The organism is Pseudomonas sp. MWU16-30323, from assembly GCF_020515595.1.
Taxonomy (GTDB): Bacteria; Pseudomonadota; Gammaproteobacteria; order Pseudomonadales; family Pseudomonadaceae; genus Aquipseudomonas; species Aquipseudomonas yamanorum.
On the sequence record NZ_JAIWYM010000082.1, the window covers coordinates 1 to 1077 of the forward strand.

1 protein-coding gene and 1 pseudogene are annotated in these 1077 nt (G+C 43.6%); one reads left to right on the top strand and one right to left on the bottom strand.

Annotated elements, in window-relative coordinates:
• Nucleotides 1-294 (top strand): hypothetical protein (locus LIY45_RS30510; protein WP_226478713.1); only part of this gene is annotated, 294 nt, incomplete at its 5' end.
• 287 nt (nucleotides 295-581) lie between these two features.
• Here LIY45_RS30510 and LIY45_RS30520 read toward each other — a convergent pair.
• A pseudogene (locus tag LIY45_RS30520) lies at nucleotides 582-1077 on the bottom strand (hypothetical protein); the annotation flags it as partial.

The following is a 1077-nucleotide window of genomic DNA, read 5'->3' on the forward strand; positions in this document are numbered from 1 at the left end:
ACGCTCGGTGGCGTCGTAGGTGTAGTGCTCGTTGCCTTCAACGCTTTTGCCGTGGCTTTGGCCGAGGAAGCGTCCGAGCAGGCCGTCGTTGGGAAGCGGTTGGCGTGGATCGCTGCCACCGCAGCGCTGGCTCAGCAGGTTGCCCGAAAGTTATATATTGTTGATCAAAGTTTTCTGGATGAGTTCGAATCCAAACACCGACATAGAGGGGTAGTTGGCATATTCATCTGGCGTGAGCTTCCTGATGAAGGCGTCTCCTTCATGAAGAGATCCTGCTATGTTGAAAATTTGTAGACTTTTGCTGCTTTCGGATAATTTTTTGTGGTCGATTACTTTCCATTGGCCGCTAGTTAAGTATTTTACGCCTGAGAAGATAATTTCTATTGTTTTGGTGTTGTCTTTCAGAGGAGTTGGTGAGTTTGCCCCTGTTTCTAGTGTAGGCTGTGAGTTACCATTTTCTAGAACGCAGAAGGAAAATATTTTCTGATAATCACCTTTTGGTGCCCAGACTATTTGACAGATCGAGTATTTTTTGTTTTCCAGTGGGATTGTAAAGATATCTCCTACTTTGTATTTCTGCTTCATAAGCCATACCCTTTTAATACAGAGAGTGCATCATTCAAAACATTGCTGCTCCAGCCGGTACTGTGGCCTGCAATGTCGTATTTTCCAGCGTTTGGATTTCGAGAGGCATATGACCTGATTTCGTTTAGAAGATTGGTCATTTTATTGGTAGATCTGGCTCCTCCATGTAAATTCATTATTTCTTGCTCTAAAAATTTCGCTTCCGCTTTTGTTAAGTTGTTGTTGAATATGACTTCTTGTCGCAACATGGATTTATCTTTGGTGTTTGCGTGTATAGCAAGACGTTTTGGTGCGTCCCCTCTGCCTACGTATAGAATATTTTTTCCATCATGTAGCACATATAGTCCTTGTCCATTAGCAGAGTTATATTTCTTGCCCGTTCCTCCAGTTTTGCGAGTAGATGGCAGGCCCTTGCATGGAGTTAGGCCTAGCGGGTCTGACCACGTTAATGGATTGGCCGTGTACGTATATAAGTTAATTCCTCCAAAAATT